The organism is Paenibacillus sanfengchensis (genome assembly GCF_036864765.1).
In the GTDB taxonomy this organism is placed as follows: domain Bacteria; phylum Bacillota; class Bacilli; order Paenibacillales; family Paenibacillaceae; genus Fontibacillus; species Fontibacillus sanfengchensis.
Genome location: NZ_JBAGJC010000006.1, coordinates 331,115 through 348,501 on the forward strand (window position 1 = coordinate 331,115; position 17,387 = coordinate 348,501).

Consider the following 17,387-nt stretch of genomic DNA (forward strand, 5'->3'; position numbering starts at 1 on the left):
GGGCTCCTTCATAAAATGGTCTCTTCCGGGCGTCAGAACAGCGATGTATTGTTGAGCTTCTTCGTTACCCGGTTCGCCAGCAGCAGCAGGATCAAGGCAATGACCGACTTGAACAAGCCGACTGCCGTGGAATACGAATAGCGTCCCGACAGCATCCCCGTCTGGTAGACGTAGATGTCGATCACGTTGCTGGCGCTCTCGTTCAATGTGTTGCGCAGCACCAGAATCTGGTCGAAGTTGGAGTTCAGCACGCCGCTGACGGCCAGAATGAGCAGGATCGAAATCGTCGCTTTGATACAGGGTAAAGTAATGTACCACATCTTCTGAAAGCGCCCCGCTCCGTCGATCGTAGCCGCCTCGTACATTTCCGGAGAGACGCTGGAGATCGCGGCCAAATAAATGATGGCGGACCAGCCGAGCTCTTTCCATATATCCGAAGCGATGATGATGCTCCAGAAGTACTTGGGCTCCGCCAGATAGGAAATCGGCTCTTGAATCAGGTTCAAGGCCAGCAGAATATCGTTGATAATCCCTACGTCCGCCAGCCAGGTTGTCAGTATCCCGCCGAGAATGACCCAGGACAAAAAATGCGGCAGATAAGAGATCGTTTGAACCGCCTTTTTGAACCGGACGGCGCGGATTTCGTTGAGAAACAGAGCGAACAGGATCGGCAGCGGAAATCCGATGATCAGCTTGATCAGACTGATTCCCAGCGTGTTTCTCATGACGTTCACGAAATTGTCATCCCCAAAGAACGCTTTAAAATGCTCAAACCCTACCCATGGCGCGGAGGCGATGGATTTGACGATATTGAACTCTTTAAATGCGATGATGATGCCGTACATCGGCACATAGTTGAAGACGATCATCCAGGCGACGCCGAGCAGCGCCATGATTTGCAGATGCCGTTGCATGAACAGCTTCTTCAGCCATTTGCGTCCGGCGGAAGGCGGAGCCTCCTTCGGCGGCACGGCGGCAGGCCGGGCAGATTGCGGCATTTCCATTCTTCTGACCTCCAAGCGGTAAAACGCTAAAATTGTAAGCACTTACATATTCCTCGAGATCTATTGTAAAGGGATTTGAAGGCGGGGATAAGGTTTCAGATTTCGTATCGGGGGCTTATTTTTCGGCTGGGCAAAAAGTATCCATTGATTTCCTGATTGGCCCGCATGTATGATGGGAGATAGGATGTACTCCCGTAAGCCGGACATCATCAGTTTCAAACCTAATTATTACGGTTCACTACTAGGGGGTCTTTACAGTGGACAAGGATGTCAATCATTCCCGAATCGAGTCGATCATCAATTCTTCCGCGCTGCTGCGCTCCATCGATATGATGGGCGTAGGCCTGGCCATTACCGATCCGAACTTGGAAGACAACCCGCTCGTGTACGTGAATCGGGGCTTCGAGCAGATCACCGGATATCCCCGGGAGGAGGTCCTTATGCGCAACAGCCGTTTTCTTCAAGGCGAGGAAACGGATAAAGAGCATTTGAGCGTCATCCGTCAAGCGATCCGTGAGGGACGTTCCGACACGGTCACGATCAAAAACTACAAGAAAGACGGTACCACCTTCTGGAACCAGTTTATCATCAGCCCCATCCTTGGGGAGGACGGCAAGCCCTTGTATTTCATCGGACTTCAGTTCGATGTGACTGAAGAGATGGAGGCACGAAACGCCTCCGACCAAAAGATTCACCAACTCTCGAATTTCGACCCGGTAACCGGCCTCTGGAATATGAACCGTTTTAAAGAGTTCGTCAAATCGGAACTGGCTCTGAATGAGCAGGAACAGAAAACGGCGGCTATCTTACGGGTCAATTTAAACCGGTTTCGATACATTAATGAAAGCTACGGGGAAGCGGCGGGCAACGAGCTGCTGATCGGCGTCGCCAATCGGATCCGCGGCGGTCTTCCCGAAGGAACGCTGATCTGCCGCAGCTTTGCCGACGAATTTATCATCTTGCTGTCGCGGCTTTCCGACCCGCTGCAGATCCATAGAATGGCGACGGATTTAAGCGGCCGGCTCAAGAAACCCTACCCTATGTTCGGAGAGGAAATCAGCATGGGCTTCGGCATGGGCGTCAGCATATTTCCGGATGACGGCAAGGAGGTCCCGCAGCTCCTGAAGCATGCCGAACTGGCGATGAAGGAAGCCAAGAGCGAATCGCTCAGCGATCCGCACTATTTCGACTACTACCTGATGGATAAACTTCTGGAGCGCGTACAAATCGAGAAGAAGCTGCCAAAAGCCTTGGCCGAGTCGGAATTCGAGCTGCATTACCAGCCGAAAATCGACTTGTCCACCGGTGCCCTCACCGGTTTGGAGGCTCTGATTCGGTGGAACGACCCGACGGAAGGCCGTATCTCCCCCGCCTCGTTTATCCCGATCGCCGAGGACAGCGGATTCATCGTCGAGCTCGGGGAATGGGTGCTTTGGGAGGCGTGCCGGACCAACAAGAAATGGCAGGATACGGGATATCCGAAGCTGCCGGTTTCCGTCAACGTATCCGCCGTCCAGTTCAAGCACCCCGAATTTGTCCGGACCGTGGAGACGGTACTGAAGCAGACGGGTCTGGAGCCGCAATATCTGGAACTGGAGGTCACCGAATCGCTGCTCAATGATCCGGTTCTCATCAAGGATCGGCTGGACTCCTTGAAAAACCGGGGCATCTCCCTGTCGATCGATGACTTTGGCACCGGGTACTCCTCCATTTACTATTTGAAGGAATTGCCTCTACAGGTACTCAAAATCGACCGCACCTTCATTGAGAATACACCGTCCTCGCCAAGGGACAACTCCTTGCTGCAGTCGATCATTCAGCTCGGGAAGTCGCTCGGTTTGACCGTGCTGGCGGAAGGGGTAGAGACAAAGGAGCAGTTTGACTTCCTCCGTCAACATGAATGCGATCAGATTCAAGGGTTCTACTACAGCCGTCCCGTGGACAAAGCGGCGGTTGAAGAGATGCTCAAAGCAAGCCCGTTTGCCTAATCCGTCCGGACCCGCGAGGTCTAGTCTGGGCGATCTACATACGTTAATAAAAACAGGCACCTGCGGCTCACCCGCAGACGCCTGTTTTTGTGTTTTGTGATAAATATTGGTGTGCAGAAACGGCCTTTTATTTATGATCAATTCTTAACTATAGCTTTATTCAAAGGAGGAAAGACGGATGTACCTATTGAACGTGGAGGAATATGACAAGGTGCTGGAGCCGCTTCGCCAGGTCCCTTTCAATACGTTGTTTGCCCAGTCCGTGGTCTTGAGAAAAATAAAGGGGGCGATTTATGTAGATCGTTTAAGCTCCCCGTCAGCCTTTTACATCATCCACCCCTACGGTATGTCGCTGCTCTGCGGAAGCACGGATCATCTTCCTTTTCTCCAGGCGCTGAAAAATTACCTGATCGACTCGGAACATATCCGGAGGCATCCGGAATGGCTCCAGGTATTTCCTGACGGCTGGAACCGCTTTATCAGGAATCTAATCAACTCGGAGGCTTCCGCCCAGCAAGAAGGTTCCGGTTCCGGTTTCGATTCCGGTTTCGGCAACCTTTCGGACCGGGACGGATTCAGACCTATTCGGGAAAACACGCGAGTCAACTTCACCTTCGACCGTAAAGCCTTCGAAGCAACCGGTCCAACTTCTCCTAAACGATTCGACATCGTGCCTACATCCGCAGCTATATTCGAGATGTTAAACGGCACGGTCAGCCCGAAGCATTACTGGAACGACGCGGAACACTTCCTCTCCGAAGGAATCGGCTTCAGCCTCATGCAGAATGACGAGCCGGTTTCGACCGCATTCTCCGCCTTCCGCATCGGCCGTCAAATGGAAATTGGCATAGAAACCCTGGAGCACGCCCGGGGGAAGGGGTATGCGATTGGCGTATGCCGAGCTTTGATCACATACTGCATCGAAAACGGCCTTGAGCCGGTCTGGTCCTGCCGAAGAGAAAATGAAGCTTCCTATACCCTGGCCCAAAATCTCGGATTCGTGCCGTCGATTCATTTACCTTATTACAGGCTGGACGTTTTTTTGCCGATCGGATACGCATAAAAGAAACAAAACGCCAGGAGCAAGGCGGCAGCAGGAATACCGCCCAGCATCCATTGGATGCCCGTCACGGCGGAAGGGGGCTGCACGGGAGAATCGGCCCGGTATCCCGTCATTTCAAGAACCATGCCCATCACAGCCGCCTGCAGCGAAACGCCCCATCGTACAATGAACCCGTTCATGCCGAAATACATGCCTTCGCGGCGAAAACCGGTTTTTCGTTCGTCCGCGTCGATCACTTCCGACAGCATCACATCGAGCAGTACCATCAACCCGGCCAGCCCGATCCCGACCGCCGCCGCGGTGATGATCGCCGCGGTGCCGCCGTGGATGAAGCCAAACGGCAGCAAAGCGGCCAGGTAGCAGAGAACCGCAGCCAGCGCCCCGCGTCGGGGGCCAAACCTTTCGGTGATCCTTCCCCAGAGGAACACAAAAGGGATCGCCGTCACAAAAATAGCGCCAAGCAGCAGCGTGTTGAAGCTTTCTTCCCGGACCAGCACATATTTTGTGAAGAACGGAATCCCCGCCGGGAGCAGCACAAACGTAAACTGTACCAGGAAGCTGCCAAGCACGTACATGACGAAGGCCCGGTTGCCCAGCGTATGCTTGACGGCCTCCATTAACCGAAAGGCGCTTTGAGCCGCCCGGGGATTTTCGCGGCTGCCCCAGAGCGACAGCACAAAGAATAAGACGGCGACCGCTCCAAAGATCATGCCCATGGCCTCCCAGCCAAGCAGCGGATAGAGCAGGGGCGGAACCGCCACGCCGACGATCATGCCGACGATGCCCAGCATCTGCCTCCATGAGGAAACGTAGGCCCGGTCGCGGATGCTCTGATACATTTCCGGAAACAGCGCGGAGTAGTTCAGCACCACCATAACGAACAAAATATCGTAAAGGAACACCATGGCGACGAAGTAGAGAAACGTCCACGCCGGATCGGACGGCGGCATCCAGAGCAAGGCGAACACCGCACAGAGCGGGAGAAGACCGAAGGCAATGTACGGAATCCGCCGGCCGAAGCGGGTTCGGGTTCGATCGGACAGATGTCCGATCAGGGGGTTCAGCACCGCTCCCAGGATGCCGTGGCCGATCATCGCCAGACTGATCCAGGCCGGGCGGACGCCGAGCGTATCGACGTAATAATAAACCAGATAGGTCGCAAAAGCCTGGGCGATCAGGTTGACCGATAAATTGCCCGAGCTGTAGGCCGCCTTTCTGAACAGCGGCTTCCTTGCGCGGCTTGCAGCCGAATTCATATCCGTACCCGTGACCGGTTTCCTTTCCACTCCAGTTCCCCCCTTTTTCGGTTATTACGCCTGCCGCTGCAGCTTTTGCAGTTCCTTCCACGAGATCAGCGCAATCCCCTCCCGACTCAACGTTTCCTTAATCTCGGGGTCGCGGAACAAATCGAAATCCCACTGCCTTTTTTCCCATTCTCCGTGGATGGCCCGCAATTCTTCATTCGCCAGGGCCGGGTGCAGGATAATTTCGGAAACTCCCGGTTTGAGCGTGCGGAGTACACCGATCATTTCTTTTTTGTAAGACTCGTACGTCTCCCCGGGCTGTTTGCCGAAAGAAAGTCCGATCAGTTGGTCCAGGATGACGATGCCCATCCGGTCTGCCATATCGGCAACCTGCTCCGCCAACTCCTCCGCCTTCGCCGCTATGCGCTCGATCCCCGGCAGCGAACGCGGCAGACGGAAGGGAAGCCCGTAATCCCGGCATATTTCTAAAACGATATCCAGAAAACCCCGGCCGGTGGCGAGGCCGTACAAGCTTCCCATGTGATTGTCGAGGTGCGTGGGCTCTACGCCCAGGGAGCGGGCCATTTCAATCTGGCTGACGATCTCCCGGCGGATCTGTTCCGGGTCGGCCTGACGCTCGAAAGCGGCGCAATCCGCCGGGAAAAATCCCTCCTCCGTGACGATACTGCCCACCTCTCCCCCACGGGTTACCGGCCCCCATTTATACCCCTGCCACTCGCTGGTGAATGTCAAATGCACCCCGATCGAGAAGGCGGGATCCGGGTAAGCCGCACACCACCGCGCCGCGTCTCTCGCCCATCCGCACGGAACCATCAGCGTCGAGGAAGTGATTGCCCCCTCCTCCAATAGCTGCTTGATCGCTGCATTTTCCGCGTGACACATCCCGAAATCGTCGGCGTTCACGATCAGCAGCCTGGTCCCGGCCGCATAGCCCAATTTTTGCTCAAGTGTCATGTCCTGTCCCTCCGCTTTCGCCGCAATCGGCGCTTTAATAAAACGCTTACATTTGTGATCGGAAAAGAACGCCGATAAGCGCATAACATATCTTATGTGCCATCCTTTCCCTTATTTCCTGCTTAGCGCAGCCACCGGTCGAAAAAGTCCCGGTACCCTTGTTTCATGACCGTAGCGGAAAAACGGGAAAACGCGTAATCCCGATTATCCGTCGACGTCCTCAAGGGGGAGGCCGCAGCCATATTCACCAGTTCGAACCAGTTCTTCTCATTTCCCGCAAAAGCGTGCCGGGAGTTGATATGATCATAGCAAGGATGCTCCGGCTTCACGACGATTTTCCCCATCGCCAGCGCTTCGGTCAGCGGCATCGCAAACGTGTCGAACTTCGAGCAGCTCCAGTAGACTTTGGCCGAATTCATCAGCTCGAACACTCCGTCCTGACTCAATGCAAAACGCAGCCGGACGTTGGAGGGAATCTCATATTTCTGCATGCTTTCCTTGTAGCGCATCCCTCCGAACACCATGAACACTTCTTTGTCCGGATTTTGCCGCGCGTATTCCAGGACCAGATCCGGGCGCCGGTTTTCCTCGTCCCTGCCGATCCAGAGAATGCGATTCTCCACCACGGCGTCCGGCCGGTAGTGCTTGGCCGCCAGTTCCTCGCTGAACCCGATCGGAATGACATCCACCTCGTTAACCCCGAAAACCGTACCCATCTGCCGCTTCAAAAACTCCGTCTGCACGATAGCCTTGTCCACGATGCTGTAGAACGGCTTCATCATTTCGTACCCGGTCAGCGCCGGGTCGGGAAAACTGTGGGGAAACAGGACGCTTTTGGGCAGGAACAGATTGAGGAATGTGAAGCCTGACACCGTGTAAATCACATGCTCGATGCCCTCGGCGTAAATTTGATCCAGCACGATATCGTAGTTGACGAGATCGCCTTTTTCGTGCTCATAACCCGGAATCCAGTCGTGGCCGCTGACATGCCGCTCGGGCGAAATAAAAATGATCTCAACGCCGAGCTCCTTGGCGATATTCCGGAGCCGTTCCGCAAATACGCGGGGGCCTTGGGCTTCGGAAAACTGGATTTTCCGCATGACTAATCCGACCTTTTTCATTCTATCGATCGTCCTTCCGTTTAAATATCTCCACCTACGACCCGGCGGCGGCCGGACGGTTCCTTCACATCGCCGCCGTCAAGGGAAAGCCGGTCCAGGCAACCGGACAAATTCGCCAGGGTTTCCGCCCATTGTGCGAGCAAGCGACCCTTGGGCCACACGCTGTCTCCCCGCTCCAAATCACCATTAATCAACAGCAGCATCCACAGGGAAAACAGCGCGGCATACCGGCAGTATCCCTGGATAAATTCTTCCCCGTCCCACTTCCGTCCATGGTAAACGGACTGCTTGATGTAGTAATCGAGCAGCTTCTCGCGCTCGGATCTGCGGAGTCTCTTCGGGAACATGGGGTGTGACATGTCGATCAGATGGTACAAATCCCAAAACGGACTATTCAAGTGCGCATGCTCCCAGTCCAAAATATACAGCCGGCCATTCGCCCCCTTGGCGTAATTCCCCAAGTGCAAGTCGCCGTGCGAGAGCACCCGAAACGTCGAAAGAAAGGTGCCCTCCGTAAAGCCGTAGATGAGTTTGTCCAGGACGGCGGGATCAAGGCTAAGACCGGCCTCTTTCAAGAGGAGGACCATCTCTTCCCGCCTCGAACCCACGTCGGCCGCAATCTGTTCGATCGGCGGTTTCGGACCGCTGCTGCCCAGCCCCCGCCAGTGCGTCTCGGGAAAAGCATGCCACCAGGCCATCCGCTTCACTACTTCCAGAGCAAGCTCCAGCCGGAACTCATGCCGCAGCGGGCCCAGATCCTCGAAAATCGACCAGCCGGCCTCACCGGCCCCCTCCTCCGAGGAAGCCAGCAGCCGAGGATAGATCGGCGGGAACGAATCCAGCACGTGCCGGTAGATCCAGGCTTCCCGCTCCGGATTTTTCCCATTCGTCAGCGGCTTAAAGATATAGCCCGGCCCCGTCTTCTCCGGATAAAACCGCTCCACATATCTTCCGTTCATCCCTTGATAAAGCGGCTCTCTCCGCCAAACCTTCTCCCCGTCCAGAGTTCCGTCCGCCCGGACATATTCGCTCCATTGCACCATGGATTTACCTCGAATTTTAATTAGTTTGTATAAGCGTACAAAACGATCCCAAGGATTGTCAAATGAATGTAAAAGCTATCGTCTCACCGTGTACTCTTCGGACATCTTCGCATTATCAAAAAAAGCGGCCCCGTAACCGGGGCCGCTCATTTGCCGTGCTATTTGTTTTAAGGTGCCGGGGTTACCTTAGTGGCCCCCAAATTGCCCGACAAGGTCGGAGTTCCCTTTGCCGCATCGGCTGGAACGGAAAGCACATAAATATCATAGGCGTTTCTCGTCGTATCCAGCGCAGTTCCCGAGATATCGTTGCTCAAAGCGGTCTGAGGGCTGCCCTTTTCCACACGAACACCGCTCGATTTCAAAGCAGTGCCGGCATTCAGCGGTGTGCCGGACGGAACGGCAAAGACCACATAGTAAGCGATATTCGCCGTATTCCCCGGTTCCGCGAAGCTGACGGCAACGTCACTCGCCGCTCTTACCACGGACAAGGCATTCGGCACCTGCGGAACCGGAACAGGGGCCGCCGCGTTCAATTTAACCTGATTGGAAGCGGCCGACAAGCCGTTGGACGATGCGGAGCCGGATCTGGCAACCGACAGGACGAACACCTGATAGGTTGTGTTCGCGTTGATCGGCGTGCCGTAAACATCATTCGCGCCCTGTACCGGATAGCCCGTCACGTTACGGCCGTTCGGAGCCAACGAGGTGTAATTGCCCGGAACCGTCACATTGTTCGCGGCCCGCAGATCGAAGCCGCCGGCCTGGGCCGATGGGACAACCAGAATCCGGTATTCGGCGATTTTGTTTTCATTCGCCGCCTTGGTGAAGCTGACTTTGATGTCGCTGGCCGTACCGGTGCTGTTGGCCGTTTCCGCTACGGCGGACAAGCCGCTCACCCCTTGCGCGTTCGAGCTGTCGGAGAGCGTAATTTCTCCGTTTTGCGAAGAGAGCGCGTTGTTGCCACCGTAGTTGTTGTTACTTACCGAAAGCACATAGACGCGGTAAGAAACTCCGTTACGGATCGCATCGCCATCCACATCCGACATCCAGGCCGTCAGGGGCACATCAAGAACCCGGCCCGCTTTATTCACCTGCGTATAACGGCCGCTCGACACATCATTCGCATCAGAGAGATCGAAACGCCCGGCCTTCGACGCCTTCACCACAAACACCCGATAGTGGCCGATATTCGACTCATCGCTCGCGCGGTTGAAGTTCACCCGCATATCCCGGGCATCGCCATAGTCGCTCACATCATTCACAGTGATGCCGGATACGGCTCCCACGCTGTAGTTGTTCCCGAGCGTAACCGCCGAAGATTCGCGGGACAGCGTATTGGTGCCGGAGTAGCTGCCGCGGCCTACGGACAGAACGAATACGCGATAGCTCACCCCGTTTTGAATGCGGTCGCCGTCGGTATCTCTTGCTCCGGAAGACAGGACCGAATTAAAATTCGAGCCCGGATAAGCCAACGTATAGTTGCTGCTGGAAACCGCATTGGCCTTGGACAGCGTAAAGCTTCCGGCCTTGGACGATTTCACGACCATGATGCGGTATTGGCTGATGTTCGACTCGTCGGAGGCCCGGGTGTAGGAAACCAGCAGGTCCCGTCCGTCGTTATTGTCATTGACGTCGCTCACGGACAGATTGGATACGGTGCCGACGCTGTAGTTGTTCAGCAGCTTAACGGTGTTCGATGCCGCCGACAAAGCGTTGCTGCCCGCGTTGGTGCCGCTGCCGACCGCCATAACGTAGACGCGGTAGTCAACGCCGGTGCGGATCAAGTCACCGTCGATATCCCGCGCGGATGACGACAGACTTGGGTTCTGGTTATAACCGGTCTTGCTTACCGATGTGTAATTCGAACTGGAAACTCCATTGGCCCGAGCAAGGTCAAAGTTCCAGTTGCTGCTGTTCTTGACGACAAAAATCCGGTAGCCCGAGATTCTGGATTCATCCGAAACCTTCGTGAAGCTGACCCGCAAGTCGCGGCCATCGCCGTGATCGTACAGATCCTCGACCTTCGTAATAACCGGAGCCGCCACGCTCCCCGTTCCCAGTACGAATGACGACGAACCGGAAGACAGCTTGTCGGAAAGCGAGCCGGTGTTGCTGACCGACAAGACGAACGCGGTATAAGAGATTCCGTTGCGGATCAGATCGCCGGAGCTGTCCCGCGCTGAGGAAGACAGCGTGCCGCTGAGCGTTCGGTTGCTTGTCGAAGTCTTGTTGACTGTCGTATAAGACTGGCTGGACAGCCCATTCGCCGTCGACAGGTTGAAGTTGCCCGCATCCTTGGTTTTTACGATATAAATCCGATAATTAGAAATATTGCTCTCATTTTGCGGCCGGGTGAAGCTTACGCTTAAATCACGGCCGTCCCCGTAGTCGCTAATATCCGTTGCGCTCACATTTGTGGCCGCATCTGCAGATTCGCCGGTACCCAACGTGATTCTGCCGGATTCGCCGGAAAGCGCACTGCCGGCGTTTCCTTTACCTACCGCCAAAACAAAAGCCACATAGGACTGATTGTTTTGGATCGTTGCCCCATCCACATCACGCGCCCCGGAGGAGAGCGTTACGGAAGGGTCGGTACCGTTCGGCCGCAGCGTCATGTAATTGCTGGACGAAACCCGCTGGGCGTCGTTCTGGGTAAATCTCGACGCATTTGCCGCCTTCACGATCAAAATGCGGTAATGGTCAACCATGGATTCGGTGGAGGAGCGCGAGAAGCTGACTTCCAAATCGCGTCCGTCCCCCGCATTGCCTACATCACGCAAGGTTACGTAGGATACCGGGCTCAGCGTGTCCGGCTCGGGATTTTCGTATCCTCCGCTCGTTACGATCGAAACGACTCTGGAACTGGAGTTCCAGTCCACCTGTTCGCCGAGGGCTTCACTGATAAACCGGACCGGAACCATCGTTCTTCCTTTAATGGCCTGCGCCGGAACGTCGAGCGTTACTTTCTCGTTGTTGATCGTTGCCGTTTTGGATTTCATCTTCAGCACAACGGTTGTGCCGTTCTTGCTGGCCGTCACGGTTTGGGTCCACTTATTCCAGTCTACCGACGCGTCCAGCGCTTCAAAAATCGCCCGAAGCGGCAGCAAAACACGACCCTTTACCGACACTGGCGCCTGATCGGTCGCCAGGCGTGAACCGTTAATTGTAATGGAAATAGCCCTCGCCGCATTTGCCGTGTTTAACGGCAGCGTCGGAACGAGCAATGCAGCCGCCAAGAGCGTTGCCCAGATTTTCTTCACAGTTTCATCCCTCCGTCAAATGAAAAGCTTTCATGTTACTGACTATATGACGCAACAACCCCCGCAAAAGTTTCTGTCTTTTTTATATCGCCATAAAAATACCCGGTTAGCTATCTAACGAATCTGGGTAATTATGAAACGGAAAGGAATTTCAAACGTAGTAAATCTGGATAAAGATTTGCTGCATAAACCTTTAAGCGGGAAAGGAATTTAATTCATGAATATAAAACATTTTGTCATTGTAGGCACGATCGCCTGCGTCATAACCATCGTTCCCGGAAACTCCGGCCACCTCTCCAAAAATCAAGGCCAAGCCGCGGCTTACACCAAACTGACCGATTGCGGCAAACCCGGCCAAGCGGATGAAGATGGACTGCTGGCCGCGCTTGGCTTGCCCACGGAGCATGAGCTGTACGACGCCCTGCTGGAGGGGCAGTCGCTGACGGAGGTGGCCGCCGGCAGCCAAGCGGATCCCGAAGCCATCATTCGGCTTCAGACCGAGCAATTGCAGAGGCAGTTGACGGAGCGGTTTACCCGGGGACAGCTGAGCAAAACCGCCTACCTGGAGCAAATGAAGGAAGTCCCGGAACTCATTCGGGCCAGTGCGGAGCAGTCTTATCGAATATTGGGATGATGAAAAGAAGCGGCCCCCTTAAACTATTGTTTAAGGGGGCCTTTTTTTGACGCTATATGACGCTATATAGGTTGAAGTAAATTGTAATATAAAGTCCCACCGTCGGAGTCTACACATTAACGGGAAAACCTCCCGTTAATGTATCGCGCTTGCCTCTTGGATCGGATTTAGCTGGAAAAGCTCCATCTATTTCGCGGCCCTATTGCCGATATACACAATTTCAGGCGAATTAGCGGGAGGTTCTCCAGCTAATTCGCCTCTGCAGCCGCATACGCACCAAATTAACGGGAAGAATTCCCTTTAATTCGAGCCAAACTATGCGGTTTAATGCCGTTTCGGCAGCAGTTTCACATATTCATCCGACAATTTCATCAGTTGGGTCACGTAATCGTAATCACGGCGGTAAGGAGAAAAATCGCTCACCGGCTCCAATGTTTTCAGCGACACGGCGGTTCCGTCCTCAAACCCCTGGCCGGGCACAAACATGACCTCATCGTTGAAAAAGGAACCGGTCGGCAGGTAGTAGCGCATTCCGACTACATTCTGGTCGATATTGAGCAGGTCCTGTCCGAGCGCGGTGAACTTCTCGTCCTTCAGAGACACGCCGACAAGATTGGCTATCGTCGGCATCATATCCACCTGTCCGCCGGTTACGTCGGAAACGATGCCCCCCGGCTGACCGGGAACATGGACGATAAACGGAATATTAAACCGGCTGATCTCGTCGTCGTAAGGAATACCTAGCTTCTCCCGGATTTCCGCGGCTCCGGTTTCTTTCGGCTGAACCCCGAAATGGTCGCCATAGGCCGCCAGCATCGTATGATCCCACATGCCGGATTCCTTCAACTGCCGGATCAATTGGCCGATCGCATAATCCGTGTAATTCAACGCGGTTAGATAGTTGCCCAGATTCGTGCTTTTCAGGGAATCCGGCAGCTGGATCTTTACCTTGTCCTCCGGAACGACGAATGGCGAGTGGCTGGAGGTCGTCACAAACTGTGCATAGAACGGCTTGCCCTGATTCTTAAGCTCGGTCAGCTTTTCCATGCCCACCCGGTACATCTCCTCGTCGGAGGCCCCGAAGTCATTGAAATGATCGTTCTCATAAAACGGCTTGTCGTAATACTTGTCAAAATTCAAAGCCGGATACAGGTGATTGCGATCCCAAAATGTTACATCATTAATATGGAACGTGTTGGCAACGTACCCATGACGCTGCAGCAAACGCGGCAGACTCGGCAGTTCCCGGTTTCCGAACCCCTTGGACATAGCGACGGCCGCAGTGGGATAGATCGATGTATTGGACATAAACTCCGCATCCGAGGTGTTGCCGGGCCCGATCTGTTGGAACACTTTCGGAAAGTAAAAGCCTTCCTTAATCAGTGAGTTCAGCACAGGAGTAACTTCCTGTCCGTTTACTTTCAACCCGATCGCGAAATTCTGAAAAGATTCCATTTGGATGACGATCAAGTTCATCCCTTGAGCCTTCCCGAAATAAGCGGGCTGACCGGTAGCACCGGCAGCCGCCCGGTAAGGGTAGCCGGCCTGAAGGTTTTGGATTTTGCCGATCGTCTCCTCGATATTGCCTTCGGCGATCATACGCTCCTCTGCGTAGTTGCGGAGGGCGACGTCCGCCTGGAAGTTCAAAAATCCCACCGTTTCGGCACGAACGAGCTCATTGTCGATCTTCTCGCCGGCGCGGACGGAAAGGGCGGATCCGCCCATCCCCACGATCAGAATACCGATCATCGCCGCCTTCCACGGCCATCCGCTCCTAACCGGTCCGGCCGGACTGCTGCGGAAACGGAGCGTGCGGCTTCCGGCGTATTTGCGGATGCGCCGGACCACCGCCACGATCGCAAGCAGCGCAAAATCGGCAAAGAACAGGAAATGCTCGGGACGAATCAGCGCATTGACGCTGGCCCGCACCTGCGGCACCTGGTTCAGTTCGCTGAGCACCGCATAGGTCGGAACCGTGCCGAAGTGGGCAAAATACAAGGTCGCGGCAAAAAGCATAAAGGAGTAAACAAAGTTAAAGCTCCAGTAAACCGGACTCTTTTTGGACAAAGGAAAGAACAGCAGATCAACCAGTCCCAGCAGCATAAGCATCGACAATGCCTCTAACGGCAGCCCTTTCCAATGGAAGCCTTCGTAGAAGAAAAAGCGCATCAGACCAATTTTGAACAGCAATAGAATAAAAATCAGTATAAATTTGCCCGGATTTGAAGACAGGCGATTTCTCATGATTCCAATCATCTCTTCTCTATAACATAGTAAATCCGAAAAACTAGACGGATTCTTCGGGACAAGGCCCGCAGGATCCACGAATGATCAGCTCGGTAGGCACTACCCGCTCCGGCGGCGGCGCGTCGGGCATACGGATCATACGGTCCAGGTACTCGATCGCCTCGCGGCCGATCGTTTGCAGATCCTGCCGTACCGTCGTCAGCGGAGGTTGTGTATACCGCGAGATTTCGATATCGTCGAAGCCGATAACCGACAGGTCGCCGGGAATGGACAGCCCGGCCTCCGCCGCGGCTTCCATCACCCCTGTGGCGCTTATGTCCGAGCTGCAGATGATCGCCGTCGGCGGCTCGTCTTGGCGGAGAAACCGCCGCATGGCGGTATATCCGCCTTCTTTTGTAAAATCGCCGTCATAGACATCCTCCGGCCGGTAAGACAGCCCGGCCTCCTCCATTCCCCGGCGATATCCCTCCATGCGCAGCCGCCCGATAAAAGAATCGGGCTGACCGGCCACGAAGGCGATCCGGCGGTGACGGAGCCCCGCCAAATAGCGGACCGCCCTCTGGATGCTGCCGACATTGTCGGACGTGATGTATCCCGTTCGGGAGCCACGCATGTCCAGGTCGATAAAGATCGTCGGAATTTCCGACTCCAGCAGTTCCGCAAAATTCAGATCATCGCGCTGAAATCCGAAAACCAGCGCTCCGTCCACGTTCCGGCTGCGGCAATGACGGAGCGGGCTATATTCCGGGTCCCAAGCGATCTGCGCCAGATAGATCAGGTCGTAACCCGACTCCTTCAGCGACTCTTCCAATCCAGCCAACAGTTGCACAAAAAAGGGATTGGACAATCCGGTCGTCAAAAATAAGCCCAACGTTCGGGAACTTCCCTTCACGAGCCCCCGCGCCGTGGAGTTCGGAACGAATTTTTCCTTGCGAATGACCTCAAGTACCCGTTCCCGGGTTTCCGTACTTATATGTGGATAATTATTTATCACCTTGGAAACGGTCGAAACCGAAACCCCGGCGGCTTTTGCGATATCGCGAATATTTCGTACCATAGCTCACCTTGTTTTTCAGACGATTTTTGTCTATTCAAGAATGATACTCTGTTTCCTTAAGGGTTGCAATCTTGTGGCCGGGCACTTCCCTACGTCGGGCCGATTAACTCCCTGCATTTGGAATGTATATTATGGTAGAATTTAGGTAGTAAAGTAAAATGTGGGGAGAATAATTATGGAAAATCACGAGATCGATAAAGCACGGGAAGTGAAGGAACTCAGAAGCCGCCTGGATGCGGTGGAACAACAGCTTGCGCAAAAGCCGAAAATACAATTGCCGGGAGCGGTCAAATTTGGAATCGCGTTAATTGCGGGCCTCTTTCTTCCATTCCTTTTAGTGGGAGTCTTTCTGTTTATATCGGAATGGTAAGAGATTGTATGCGGGCGGGAATGCCGCCAGCTGTAAGGCCATTTTAGATGCAGGCAATAAGGGCGTTATGCGGCGCTATTTTGTCGAATTCGGCCAGGCGGTGTGAAATAGCAGCTTTTTGAGGTCCTATTTTTTGGAAAATCCATTTGCGTTGCATTAACCCTGACACCTGATTACAACGGAGCTTGATGCCTTAATCGACTTTAAAAACCTTCGCAAAAAAACAAGGTTCTGCAGTCAGGAAGCCTAACGGCCGTCAGAGCCGTTATTTTGCGATTGAATCGCGTTTTGAGATTTTAACGGTCGTGTGGGCCGTTATTTACCTTCATTTCGACCAAACCAGCCATGCTTATATGAAATAGGGGCTGTGGCGGCCGTTAGAATTTGGAGTCAGCGTAAACCGGGCAAATAACGGCTGTGGCGACCGTTAGAATGGTTTAGATTTGGAGACGACGACCTGGGTTCGCCACGTTGCTTGCCGAAGCGGCGGATAGGCCCCAAACGGGCAGTACCAGGGAAGGTTTGATGCAACGTCAGTGCCTCAAAGGGCATTATTTGCCATGCAACAAAAAGAGCCGCCCCGTCGCGGCGTTCCTTTCACCGACGAGAGGCGGCCTGGCTCCCTCAAGTGAGCCGCCATTTATTGTCTAAGAAAACCCCCAGTTCGACTGGGGGTTCAGGAAAGCTTATAGCTATGAGTAAAAATCCCTTGACCTTTATGATAAGATAGTAGCCGGTCTGCCAACCGCACAATCAAATCAAGGAGGGCAAGGGAATGGATAAGAGCAGTCTAGCACATACGCGCTGGAACTGCAAATACCATATTGTATTTGCACCAAAGTATAGACGGCAAGTGATCTACGGGAAGTTAAAGCGAGAAATTGGGAAAATCATTCGAGAATTATGTGAGCGTAAAGGTGTGGAAATCCACGAAGCAGAAGCATGTCCGGATCATATCCATATGTTGGTGAGTATTCCGCCAAAGTTGAGTGTATCGGAGTTTATGGGGTATTTGAAGGGGAAAAGTTCGCTCATGATCTTCGATAAATTTGCGAATCTGAAGTACCGATACGGAAATCGCCAATTCTGGTGTAGAGGCTATTTTGTGGATACGGTAGGACGAAACAGGAAAGCGATCGCCGAGTACATTCGGAATCAGCTAACGGAAGATAAGAACTACGAACAACTCACGATGAAAGAACTGTTCGACCCGTTTACGGGTGAGTCGGTAGGAAAGGGCAAATAAAAAAAGCCCCTTTGAGGGGCAAGCCCGAGACCGCACGCGGTTGGCAGACTTTCAGTGCGCCTTCTTAGGCGCTTGCTAGTACCATGCCCTTATAGGGCTGATGGAAGCCACCGGCTAAGCCGGTGGTTATGACTG

At 54.0% G+C, this 17,387-nt stretch carries 13 protein-coding genes; 5 read left to right on the forward strand and 8 right to left on the reverse strand.

Going from position 1 to position 17,387, the window contains the following annotated elements:
• Nucleotides 1–32: 32 nt before the first annotated feature.
• Nucleotides 33–998 (reverse strand): ABC transporter permease, encoded by a 966-nt coding sequence (locus tag V4U84_RS15795; RefSeq protein ID WP_334074375.1) that lies wholly within the window; start codon nt 996–998, stop codon nt 33–35.
• A 263-nt stretch (nt 999–1,261) separates the two neighbouring features.
• Between V4U84_RS15795 and V4U84_RS15800 the strand changes: the two genes are divergently transcribed.
• Nucleotides 1,262–2,992 carry a putative bifunctional diguanylate cyclase/phosphodiesterase gene (locus V4U84_RS15800; protein WP_334074325.1) on the forward strand — a complete coding sequence of 577 codons (1,731 nt, stop codon included), beginning with the start codon at nt 1,262–1,264 and terminating at the stop codon, nt 2,990–2,992.
• A gap of 178 nt (nt 2,993–3,170) precedes the next feature.
• Nucleotides 3,171–4,055 carry a GNAT family N-acetyltransferase gene (locus tag V4U84_RS15805; protein WP_334077508.1) on the forward strand — a complete coding sequence of 295 codons (885 nt, stop codon included), beginning with the start codon at nt 3,171–3,173 and terminating at the stop codon, nt 4,053–4,055.
• Here the strand turns inward: V4U84_RS15805 and V4U84_RS15810 are convergent.
• The 5 genes from V4U84_RS15810 to V4U84_RS15830 form a co-directional block, all read right to left on the reverse strand.
• The gene (locus V4U84_RS15810) at nt 4,016–5,341 is read right to left on the reverse strand and encodes an MFS transporter (protein ID WP_334077509.1); all 1,326 of its coding nucleotides are present in this window, start codon (nt 5,339–5,341) and stop codon (nt 4,016–4,018) included. The two genes, V4U84_RS15805 and V4U84_RS15810, sit on opposite strands and share 40 nt — an antisense overlap.
• Nucleotides 5,342–5,365: 24 nt before the next feature.
• Nucleotides 5,366–6,274: a polysaccharide deacetylase family protein gene (locus V4U84_RS15815; protein ID WP_334077510.1), complete on the reverse strand. Its 909-nt coding sequence runs from the start codon at nt 6,272–6,274 to the stop codon at nt 5,366–5,368.
• Nucleotides 6,275–6,396: 122 nt separating this feature from the next.
• On the reverse strand, nt 6,397–7,395 hold the full coding sequence (locus V4U84_RS15820; protein WP_334077511.1) for a glycosyltransferase: 999 nt from the start codon (nt 7,393–7,395) through the stop codon (nt 6,397–6,399).
• Nucleotides 7,396–7,415: 20 nt separating this feature from the next.
• Nucleotides 7,416–8,438 carry a phosphotransferase gene (locus V4U84_RS15825; RefSeq protein ID WP_334077512.1) on the reverse strand — a complete coding sequence of 341 codons (1,023 nt, stop codon included), beginning with the start codon at nt 8,436–8,438 and terminating at the stop codon, nt 7,416–7,418.
• A gap of 167 nt (nt 8,439–8,605) precedes the next feature.
• Nucleotides 8,606–11,698: a copper amine oxidase N-terminal domain-containing protein gene (locus V4U84_RS15830; RefSeq protein ID WP_334077513.1), complete on the reverse strand. Its 3,093-nt coding sequence runs from the start codon at nt 11,696–11,698 to the stop codon at nt 8,606–8,608.
• Nucleotides 11,699–11,915: 217 nt separating this feature from the next.
• Between V4U84_RS15830 and V4U84_RS15835 the strand changes: the two genes are divergently transcribed.
• Entirely contained in the window at nt 11,916–12,332 is a 417-nt protein-coding gene (locus V4U84_RS15835; protein WP_334074317.1) for a hypothetical protein, read from the forward strand.
• A gap of 324 nt (nt 12,333–12,656) precedes the next feature.
• Here the strand turns inward: V4U84_RS15835 and V4U84_RS15840 are convergent, their stop codons facing one another.
• Together V4U84_RS15840 and V4U84_RS15845 are read right to left on the reverse strand one after the other, a co-directional pair.
• A complete protein-coding gene (locus V4U84_RS15840; protein ID WP_334077514.1) occupies nt 12,657–14,576 on the reverse strand; it encodes an LTA synthase family protein in 1,920 nt (639 codons plus the stop codon).
• A gap of 43 nt (nt 14,577–14,619) precedes the next feature.
• Nucleotides 14,620–15,636, reverse strand: coding sequence for a LacI family DNA-binding transcriptional regulator (locus V4U84_RS15845; protein ID WP_334074315.1), 1,017 nt, complete (start codon nt 15,634–15,636; stop codon nt 14,620–14,622).
• Nucleotides 15,637–15,811: 175 nt separating this feature from the next.
• Here V4U84_RS15845 and V4U84_RS15850 point away from each other — a divergent pair, with 175 nt between their 5' ends.
• Together V4U84_RS15850 and tnpA are read left to right on the forward strand one after the other, a co-directional pair.
• Entirely contained in the window at nt 15,812–16,006 is a 195-nt protein-coding gene (locus tag V4U84_RS15850) for a hypothetical protein (RefSeq protein WP_334077515.1), read from the forward strand.
• 775 nt (nt 16,007–16,781) lie between these two features.
• Nucleotides 16,782–17,252, forward strand: coding sequence for an IS200/IS605 family transposase (gene tnpA, locus V4U84_RS15855; RefSeq protein WP_148450426.1), 471 nt, complete (start codon nt 16,782–16,784; stop codon nt 17,250–17,252).
• Nucleotides 17,253–17,387: the final 135 nt, after the last annotated feature.

Coding starts and splice junctions, on each gene's coding strand:
- V4U84_RS15795 (WP_334074375.1), bottom strand. CDS start 998: ATGCCGCAATCTGCCCGGCCTGCCGCCGTGCCGCCGAAGGAGGCTCCG.
- V4U84_RS15835 (WP_334074317.1), top strand. CDS start 11,916: ATGAATATAAAACATTTTGTCATTGTAGGCACGATCGCCTGCGTCATA.
- V4U84_RS15840 (WP_334077514.1), bottom strand. CDS start 14,576: ATGAGAAATCGCCTGTCTTCAAATCCGGGCAAATTTATACTGATTTTT.
- V4U84_RS15850 (WP_334077515.1), top strand. CDS start 15,812: ATGGAAAATCACGAGATCGATAAAGCACGGGAAGTGAAGGAACTCAGA.
- V4U84_RS15805 (WP_334077508.1), top strand. CDS start 3,171: ATGTACCTATTGAACGTGGAGGAATATGACAAGGTGCTGGAGCCGCTT.
- V4U84_RS15845 (WP_334074315.1), bottom strand. CDS start 15,636: ATGGTACGAAATATTCGCGATATCGCAAAAGCCGCCGGGGTTTCGGTT.
- V4U84_RS15825 (WP_334077512.1), bottom strand. CDS start 8,438: ATGGTGCAATGGAGCGAATATGTCCGGGCGGACGGAACTCTGGACGGG.
- tnpA (WP_148450426.1), top strand. CDS start 16,782: ATGGATAAGAGCAGTCTAGCACATACGCGCTGGAACTGCAAATACCAT.
- V4U84_RS15815 (WP_334077510.1), bottom strand. CDS start 6,274: ATGACACTTGAGCAAAAATTGGGCTATGCGGCCGGGACCAGGCTGCTG.
- V4U84_RS15820 (WP_334077511.1), bottom strand. CDS start 7,395: ATGAAAAAGGTCGGATTAGTCATGCGGAAAATCCAGTTTTCCGAAGCC.